The sequence below is a fragment of the uncultured Salinisphaera sp. genome, from assembly GCF_964012375.1.
In the GTDB taxonomy this organism is placed as follows: Bacteria; Pseudomonadota; Gammaproteobacteria; order Nevskiales; family Salinisphaeraceae; genus Salinisphaera.
Genome location: NZ_CAXGSH010000125.1, coordinates 1 through 7873, shown reverse-complemented (window position 1 = coordinate 7873; position 7873 = coordinate 1). Strand labels below are relative to the sequence as shown.

The 7873-nt window shown below is 61.4% G+C and carries 17 protein-coding genes; all 17 read right to left on the bottom strand.

Going from position 1 to position 7873, the window contains the following annotated elements:
- Nucleotides 1–496 (bottom strand): 50S ribosomal protein L6 (gene rplF, locus ABNU97_RS16295; protein WP_348767729.1); only part of this gene is annotated, 496 nt, incomplete at its 3' end.
- A 32-nt stretch (nt 497–528) separates the two neighbouring features.
- Nucleotides 529–924 (bottom strand): 30S ribosomal protein S8, encoded by a 396-nt coding sequence (gene rpsH / locus ABNU97_RS16290; protein ID WP_348767728.1) that lies wholly within the window; start codon nt 922–924, stop codon nt 529–531.
- A 24-nt stretch (nt 925–948) separates the two neighbouring features.
- A complete protein-coding gene (gene rpsN, locus ABNU97_RS16285) occupies nt 949–1254 on the bottom strand; it encodes a 30S ribosomal protein S14 (RefSeq protein ID WP_006913642.1) in 306 nt (101 codons plus the stop codon).
- 21 nt (nt 1255–1275) lie between these two features.
- Complete coding sequence (gene rplE, locus ABNU97_RS16280; protein ID WP_348767727.1) at nt 1276–1836, bottom strand: 50S ribosomal protein L5; 561 nt, start codon at nt 1834–1836, stop codon at nt 1276–1278.
- A gap of 21 nt (nt 1837–1857) precedes the next feature.
- On the bottom strand, nt 1858–2187 hold the full coding sequence (gene rplX, locus ABNU97_RS16275; protein WP_348767726.1) for a 50S ribosomal protein L24: 330 nt from the start codon (nt 2185–2187) through the stop codon (nt 1858–1860).
- A complete protein-coding gene (rplN, locus tag ABNU97_RS16270; RefSeq protein WP_006913639.1) occupies nt 2184–2549 on the bottom strand; it encodes a 50S ribosomal protein L14 in 366 nt (121 codons plus the stop codon). The genes rplX and rplN overlap by 4 nt, the downstream gene beginning before the upstream one ends.
- A gap of 9 nt (nt 2550–2558) precedes the next feature.
- On the bottom strand, nt 2559–2867 hold the full coding sequence (rpsQ, locus tag ABNU97_RS16265; RefSeq protein WP_348767725.1) for a 30S ribosomal protein S17: 309 nt from the start codon (nt 2865–2867) through the stop codon (nt 2559–2561).
- 13 nt (nt 2868–2880) lie between these two features.
- Nucleotides 2881–3069 carry a 50S ribosomal protein L29 gene (gene rpmC, locus ABNU97_RS16260; protein WP_293626216.1) on the bottom strand — a complete coding sequence of 63 codons (189 nt, stop codon included), beginning with the start codon at nt 3067–3069 and terminating at the stop codon, nt 2881–2883.
- Between the two features lie 8 nt (nt 3070–3077).
- On the bottom strand, nt 3078–3491 hold the full coding sequence (gene rplP / locus ABNU97_RS16255; RefSeq protein WP_006913636.1) for a 50S ribosomal protein L16: 414 nt from the start codon (nt 3489–3491) through the stop codon (nt 3078–3080).
- Between the two features lie 6 nt (nt 3492–3497).
- Nucleotides 3498–4178, bottom strand: a complete 681-nt coding sequence (gene rpsC / locus ABNU97_RS16250) for a 30S ribosomal protein S3 (RefSeq protein ID WP_348767724.1) — start codon at nt 4176–4178, stop codon at nt 3498–3500.
- A 12-nt stretch (nt 4179–4190) separates the two neighbouring features.
- Nucleotides 4191–4523 (bottom strand): 50S ribosomal protein L22, encoded by a 333-nt coding sequence (gene rplV / locus ABNU97_RS16245; protein ID WP_348767723.1) that lies wholly within the window; start codon nt 4521–4523, stop codon nt 4191–4193.
- Between the two features lie 17 nt (nt 4524–4540).
- Nucleotides 4541–4810 carry a 30S ribosomal protein S19 gene (gene rpsS / locus ABNU97_RS16240; RefSeq protein ID WP_006913633.1) on the bottom strand — a complete coding sequence of 90 codons (270 nt, stop codon included), beginning with the start codon at nt 4808–4810 and terminating at the stop codon, nt 4541–4543.
- A 30-nt stretch (nt 4811–4840) separates the two neighbouring features.
- Nucleotides 4841–5677 (bottom strand): 50S ribosomal protein L2, encoded by an 837-nt coding sequence (gene rplB / locus ABNU97_RS16235; RefSeq protein ID WP_348767722.1) that lies wholly within the window; start codon nt 5675–5677, stop codon nt 4841–4843.
- A gap of 33 nt (nt 5678–5710) precedes the next feature.
- Complete coding sequence (gene rplW, locus ABNU97_RS16230) at nt 5711–6013, bottom strand: 50S ribosomal protein L23 (RefSeq protein ID WP_348767721.1); 303 nt, start codon at nt 6011–6013, stop codon at nt 5711–5713.
- Entirely contained in the window at nt 6010–6618 is a 609-nt protein-coding gene (rplD, locus tag ABNU97_RS16225) for a 50S ribosomal protein L4 (RefSeq protein WP_348767720.1), read from the bottom strand. The genes rplW and rplD overlap by 4 nt, the downstream gene beginning before the upstream one ends.
- A gap of 27 nt (nt 6619–6645) precedes the next feature.
- Nucleotides 6646–7353: a 50S ribosomal protein L3 gene (rplC, locus tag ABNU97_RS16220; RefSeq protein ID WP_348767719.1), complete on the bottom strand. Its 708-nt coding sequence runs from the start codon at nt 7351–7353 to the stop codon at nt 6646–6648.
- Nucleotides 7354–7500: 147 nt separating this feature from the next.
- Entirely contained in the window at nt 7501–7815 is a 315-nt protein-coding gene (gene rpsJ, locus ABNU97_RS16215; protein WP_006913628.1) for a 30S ribosomal protein S10, read from the bottom strand.
- Nucleotides 7816–7873 lie beyond the last annotated feature (58 nt).

The window sequence follows — 7873 nt, the reverse complement described above, 5'->3', positions numbered from 1 at the left end:
CGTCGGCGTAGCGAATACCCTTGCCCTTGTAGGGCTCCGGCGGACGGTAGTTGCGGATCTCGGCGGCGGCCTGACCGACCACCTGCTTGTCCGCACCCGTAAGCACGATTTCGGTATTGCTCGGCGTCGCAACGGTCACGCCCTGCGGCATTTTGTAAGCCACCGGATGCGACAGGCCCAGCGACAGGTTCAGGGTGTCGCCCTGGGCCTGGGCACGATAGCCCACGCCCACCAGCTCGAGCTTGCGCTCGAAGCCTTCGCTGACGCCTTTAACCATGTTCGCGACCGTCGCACGCACCGTTCCGGCCATTGCCATATTCGGCTTGCGGCCGGTGGGCTTGGCGGTGGCGGCACCGTCGGCGACCTCGACATCGACGCCGTCCGGCAGTCGAAAGCTGAGTTCGCCGTTCTTGCCCTTCACCCGCACGTCGCGCTCGGCGACGTTGCACTCAACGCCGCTGGGCAAGCTCACCGGGGCTTTAGCTACTCTGGACATATTCGAACTTCCTGTGCGTTGCTCGACGTGCCTTACGACACGTAGCAGAGAATCTCGCCGCCATGACCAGCCTCACGGGCCGCACGGTCGGTCATCACGCCCTGCGACGTGGACACGATCGAGATACCGAGGCCACCGACAACCGTGGGCACTTCCTTCTTGCCCCGATAGACGCGCAGACCGGGCTTGGACACCCGCTCGATGTGCTCGATCACGCCGTGGCCCTGGAAGTACTTGAGCGCCACGCGCAAACGCGGCTTCCCGTCCAGGTCGACGGTTTCGAATCCGGAGATGTAGCCTTCGTCCTGCAGCACCTGGGCGATCGCCAGTTTCAGCTTGGACGAGGGCATTTCGACGCTTTCCTTATCTGCCGACTGCCCGTTACGGATACGGGTCAACATGTCGGCGATGGGGTCAGTCATACTCATGCGTACCGATACCTTTTCTGTGGCCTACCAGGAGGACATAACGAGACCGGGCACTTCACCGCGCATTGCGGCTTCCCGCAATTTGTTACGCGAGAGCCCGAACTTGCGGTAAACACCGCGCGGACGACCGGTCGCCTGACAACGACGCGTCACCCGTGTCGGGCTGGCATCGCGCGGCAGCGCCTGCAGTTCCTGCGCAGCGGCGAAACGCTCTTCAGGCGTCGCCTCCGGGTCGTTGATACGTTCCTTGATCGCGGCGCGCTTTTCGGCGTACTTCGCCACCAGCTTCATGCGCTTGCGATCGCGGGCGATCATGCTTTTCTTTGCCATACTTGGGGTCTCCGGGGCCGGTTACTTGCGGAACGGGAAATTGAACCCGTCCAGCAGCGCGCGCCCCTCTTCGTCGTTCTTGGCCGAGGTCGAGATCACGATATCCATACCGCGAAGCGCATCGACCCGGTCGTAATCGATTTCCGGGAACACGATCTGCTCACGGATACCGAGGCTATAGTTGCCACGCCCGTCGAACGCGCGCGGATTCAACCCACGAAAGTCACGGATACGCGGCAGCGATACGTTCACCAGCCGATCCAGAAACTCGTACATCTGGGTGCGACGCAGCGTCACCTTGCAGCCGATCGGCCAACCCTCGCGGATCTTGAAACCGGCCACCGACTTGCGTGCCCGGGTCATCACCGGCTTCTGGCCGGCGATCTTGGCCATATCAGCCATCGCCGACTCGATCACCTTGCGATCGGACACCGCTTCGCCCACACCCATATTGAGCGTGATCTTGGTGACACGCGGCGCCGCCATCGGGCTGCTGAAGCCAAATTGCTCCATCAGCTTGGGTACGATTTGATCGGCATACACCGATTTCAAGCGCGCGGGATGTTTGCTCGTATTTTCCATGGCGTTTTCCATGTCGTTCACCTACGCGTCGACCACTTCGCCGGACGATTTGTAGATACGGACCTTGCGCCGATCCGAACCTTCGCCCAGCCACTTGAAACCGACCCGTTCGCCCTTCTGGGTGTCCGGGTTGTACAGCATCACGTTCGAAACATGCAGCGGCATTTCCCGCTCTTCGATGCCGCCCTGGATGCCCTGATTCGGGTCCGCACGGACATGCTTTTTCGCAATGTTGATGCCTTCGACAACGACCTTGTCCTCGAGTACACGGTTGACCGTGCCGCGACGACCGCGATCCTTGCCGCTGATCACGATGACTTCGTCACCGCTACGAATCTTTCTGGAGCTCATAGAACCTCCGGCGCAAGCGAGATGATGCGCATGAACTTCTCACGCAGCTCGCGCGTGACCGGCCCGAAAATACGGGTGCCGATCGGCTCGTTGTTGTTGTTGAGCAGCACGGCGGCGTTGTTGTCGAAGCGGATCAGCGATCCGTCGTTGCGACGAACACCGTGACGTGTACGCACGACCACCGCGTTCATCACTTCGCCTTTCTTGACACGACCACGCGGGATCGCGTCCTTGACGCTGACCTTGATGATGTCGCCAACGCGCGCGTAACGACGATGCGAGCCGCCCAGCACCTTGATGCACTGGACGCGGCGCGCGCCGCTGTTATCGGCGGCATTGAGTACCGATTCTGTCTGGATCATGGCTGTCGTTTATCCTGCGGTATCGAATTCGCCGGCCTTCTCGACCACGCGCCGCAGCGACCACGCCTTGCGGCGGGACACCGGGCGACCCTCAGCGATTTCAACGAAATCGCCCACTTGGCAAGTATTCTCCGGATCGTGCGCCTTGAGACGCGTACTCCGACGGATGTACTTGCCGTACAGCGGGTGCTGCGTGCGCCGCTCGATGAGCACGACAATGGTCTTGTCCATCGCGTTACTCACGACCTTGCCGGCCAGAACGCGCTGACGCTTGTCCTGCTCGGCGGCGGTGCTGTTGTTTTCGCTCGTTTCGCTCATGGCTCAACTGTTCCTATTTGCCGGCTTCGCGCAGCACGGTCTTGATGCGCGCGATGTCACGACGAATGACGCCGAACTGATGGGTCTGCGACAGCTGGCCCGTGGCCTGCTGCATGCGCAGGTTGAACTGCTCGCGACGCAGCGAGAGCAATTCCTTTTCTAGATCTTCAGGCGATTTCTCGCGCAGTTCTTTCGCTTTCATCTTCGCCTCTACAGAATCTTGCGTTCGACAAAGGCCGTCTTCACCGGCAGCTTCGACGCCGCCAGGCGGAAGGCTTCCTGGGCGACTTCGCGGCTCACGCCTTCCATTTCGTAAAGCATGGAGCCGGGCTGCACCTTGGCCACCCAGAACTCGACGTTGCCCTTGCCCTTACCCATACGAACCTCGATGGGCTTCTTGGTAACCGGCTTGTCGGGAAACACGCGAATCCAGGTCTTGCCGCCACGCTTGATGTGACGGGTCATGGCACGACGCGCCGCTTCGATCTGGCGTGCGGTCAGGCGACCACGTTCGACCGCCTTCAGGCCGTACTCGCCGAAGCTCACGGCATTACCGCGCTGGGCCAGACCACGGTTGCGGCCTTTCTGAACCTTGCGGAACTTGACTCGTTTCGGTTGCAACATGGTTGTTTACCCCGCGGCCGCGCCGGTATCGGCGGGCTTTTCTTCGATCTTGGGATCGGTGTCGAACACTTCGCCCTTGAAGATCCAGACCTTGACGCCGAGAACGCCGTAGGTGGTCTTGGCTTCAGCCAGGCCGTAGTCGATGTCGGCACGCAGCGTATGCAGCGGCACGCGGCCGTCGCGATACCATTCCGTACGCGCGATTTCGGCACCGTTGAGACGGCCGGCGACGTTAACGCGGATACCGCCCGCACCCAGGCGCATGGCGTTGCCCACCGCGCGCTTCATGGCGCGACGGAACATGATGCGGCGCTCGAGCTGCTGGGCGATATTCTGGGCCACGAGCAGGGCGTCGAGCTCCGGACGGCGAATCTCTTCGACCGACAGATGCACGGGCACGCCCATGCGCTCGGACACTTCCGAACGCAGCTTGTCGATATCCTCGCCCTTCTTGCCGATGACGATGCCCGGACGCGCCGTGTGGATCGTGATCCGCGCGCTACGCGCAGGACGATCGATCTGAATGCGGCTGACCGAGGCATGCGCCAGCTTTTCGCGAATGAAATCACGAATCTCCAGATCCGTGTTCAGCGCGTCGCGATAGCCGGCGTTCTCTGCATACCAGCGCGAGCTCCACTCGGAGGTAATACCGAGACGGAAACCGACAGGATGTACTTTATGACCCATATCTTTATCCGTTTACTTGTCTGCGACGCGAATCGTCACGTGACTCGTACGCTTGAAAATCCGATCGGCGCGACCGCGGGCTCGAGGCTTCATCCGTTTCATGGTCGGACCTTCGTCAACCATGATGGTGGATACCTTGAGCTCGTCGATATCGGCGCCTTCATTGTGCTCGGCGTTGGCAACTGCCGACTCGAGCACCTTGCGCACGATATGCGCCGCTTTCTTGCTCGAAAACTGCAGCGTTTCCAACGCACGCTCGACCGGCATGCCCCGCACCTCATCGGCAACAAGACGAACCTTCTGCGGCGAGATACGCGCGAAACGAAGTTTGGCGAACGATTCCATATTAATAAGTCCTCGCCTTAACCCTTGCGGTCGCCCAGGTGACCCTTGAAGGTCCGCGTCGGGGAAAACTCGCCAAGCTTGTGGCCGACCATGTTTTCCGACACGAACACCGGCACGTGCTGACGACCGTTGTGCACGGCAATCGTCAGGCCGATCATGTCGGGCGTCACCATCGAGCGACGCGACCAGGTTTTGATCGGCCGCTTGGTGCTGCTGTTCGCGGCTGCTTCCACCTTGGCGGCGAGATGCAGGTCGACGAACGGGCCTTTCTTGATTGAACGGGGCATAGCTATTCCTGTGCCTTTATAAAACGCGGCTTACCGCTTCTTACGCTTGACGCTGCGACGAACGATCATGCCGTCGGTGCGCTTGTTAGCACGCGTCTTGAAACCCTTGGTCTTCCAACCCCAGGGGCTGGTCGGATGACGACCGCCACTGGTCCGGCCTTCACCACCACCATGCGGGTGATCCACCGGGTTCATCGCCACGCCACGGACGGTCGGGCGACGACCACGCCAGCGCGTCGCGCCGGCCTTGCCGAGCTGACGCAGGCTGTGCTCGTAGTTGCCAACTTCGCCAACCGTGGCCCGGCAGTTGATGTGTACACGTCGCGTCTCGCCGGACTTCAAGCGAAGAACGGCATACTCACCGGCACGCGCAGCGACCTGCACGGCAGCGCCGGCGCTGCGGCCGAGCTGCGCACCCTTGCCGGGGCGCATTTCAACGCAGTGCACCGTCGTGCCCACCGGAATGCTTGCCAGCGGCAGAGCATTGCCCGGGCGGATCGGCGACTGCGGACCCGACATGATCTTGGTGTCCACCGTCACGCCGCGCGGCGCGATGATGTAGCGACGCTCGCCATCCGCGTAGCACAGCAGCGCGATATTCGCGCTACGGTTCGGGTCGTATTCCAGACGCTCGACCTTGGCCGGCACGCCGTCCTTGTCGCGTTTGAAGTCGACCAGACGATAATGCTGACGATGACCGCCACCACGATGCCGAACGGTGATGCGGCCGTTGTTGTTACGACCGCCCTGCTTATGCTTCTTGACGACAAGCGACGACTCGGGCTTGCCGGTATGCAGCGTCGCATCCTTGACGCTGACGACAAAGCGACGACCCGCGGATGTCGGCTTGGCTTTCTTGAGTGCCATAGTTTCTTACCTTTTGGCGCTTGCTATGAGCGCTTACTGGGTGGCGCCGTCGAGGAAATCGATTTCCTCGCCCTGAGCCAACGTGACATAGGCCTTCTTCCAGCCACTGCGCACGCCGGGCCGACCGCGAAACCGTTTCAGCTTCGGCTTGGCATTAACCGTCGTAACGCCTTCGACCTTGACGTCGAACAGCGCAGCGACCGCCGCCTTGATCTCGGGCTTCGTCGCCGTCTTTGCGACTTCGAAGACCACCTGATTATGTGCGTCCGCGACCACCGTGCTCTTTTCAGAGATATGGGGCGCGCGCAGAATCTGGAAAATGCGTTCCTGGTTCATTGCAGCCAACCTTCAAGGGCGCGCAGCGCCTCTTCCGTGATGAGCACTTTCTCGGCACCGACCAGAACCACCGGATCCAGCGCATTGACCGCGACTACATCCAGCCCGACGACGTTGTTGGCCGAATAGCCCAGCTTGTCGTCGACTTCCGAGACGACGATGAGACCGCGCGGCTCGCAATCCTGATCCGCAAGAGCCTTGATCAGACCCTTGGTGCTACGAGCCTCCAGCGCCGGCGCCTCGATGACCGCGAGACGATCCTGGCGCAGCAGCTCGGAGACGATCGCGCTCATGCCGGCGCGATACATCTTGCGGTTGACCTTCTGCGCATAATCACGCGGAGTCGCCGCAAAGGTCACGCCGCCGCCGGTCCAGATCGGACTACGAATGGTGCCGGCACGGGCACGACCGGTGCCTTTCTGGCGCCAGGGCTTCTTGCCGCCACCGCTGACCGCGGCACGGTTTTTCTGCGCCTTGGTGCCCGCACGCGAGCCGGCGAGGTAGGCCGTGACGATCTGATGAACCAGATCCTTGTTAAACGGGCGCGCGAAGATAGCGTCGGAAACCGATACCGTCTTGCCGCCTGCTGCCAAATTAAGTTCCATGACTTATGCCTGTCGTAAAAGTCGGGCCTAGCCGGCCTTCTTGACCGCGGGACTGATGACCACGTCACCGCCCTTCGCGCCCGGAACGCCGCCCTCGATCAGAATCAGGTTGCGCTCGGCATCCACGCGGACAACCCGAAGGTTCTGTACCGTGGTGCGCGCATTACCCAGCTGACCGGCCATTTTCTTGCCCTTGAACACGTGACCGGGCGACTGGTTCTGACCGATGGAACCCGGCGCACGATGCGCCTTGGAGTTACCATGCGACATGCGCTGCGAACGGAAGTTATGACGCTTGATAACGCCGCCATAACCCTTACCGATCGAACGGCCAACCACGTCTACGATCTGACCTTCCGCGAACAGCGAAACCGTCAGCTCGCCACCCACGGCCAGCTCAACCTGCTCCGCCTCGGCCGGCTCTTCGCCTTCTGCGGCCGGCTGCGGCGCTGCAACCGGCACAGTCGGCCAGTCACCCTCAACGCGGAATTCCCACAGGCCGCGCCCTGCTTCGACGCCGGCCTTCTTGAAGTGACCTGCCGCCGCCTTGGTTACGCGACTTGCACGCCGCGTGCCCGTGGTGACCTGCACCGCGCGATAGCCGTCACTGTCGCCGTCCTTCATCTGGACAACGCGATTCGGCTCGACCTCGACGACCGTTACCGGAACGGACACGCCGTTTTCGTCGAAAACGCGAGACATGCCGCGCTTGCGACCTACCAATCCAATAGCCATGTGTTAAGTACCTTCTCGCTTATCGCCACTCGCTAGAGGGGGCGACAGTTCAAGTTTGGTTGCATCCAGTAAACGAAGCCCGCGTGATGCGGGCTTCGTTCGCCAGGGCCGCGGACTATACCAGACCGCAACCGATTTGTCTCGGTCTTACTGCAATTTAATTTGGACGTCGACGCCCGCAGCAAGATCCAGCTTCATAAGTGCGTCCACGGTCTTCTCCGTGGGCTCCACGATATCCATCATGCGCTTGTGCGTACGGATCTCGTACTGGTCCCGCGCGTCCTTGTTGACGTGCGGCGAGATCAGGATCGTGTAGCGCTCCTTGCGGGTCGGCAGCGGGATCGGGCCATGCACCTGCGCACCGGTGCGCTTGGCGGTTTCCACGATCTCACGGGCCGACTTGTCGATCAGACGATGATCGAAGGCCTTGAGACGGATACGAATGTTCTGACTTGCGGCCATGTTTATTCCGTAATCTTGGTCACGACGCCGGCACCCACGGTGCGGCCGCCTTCACGAA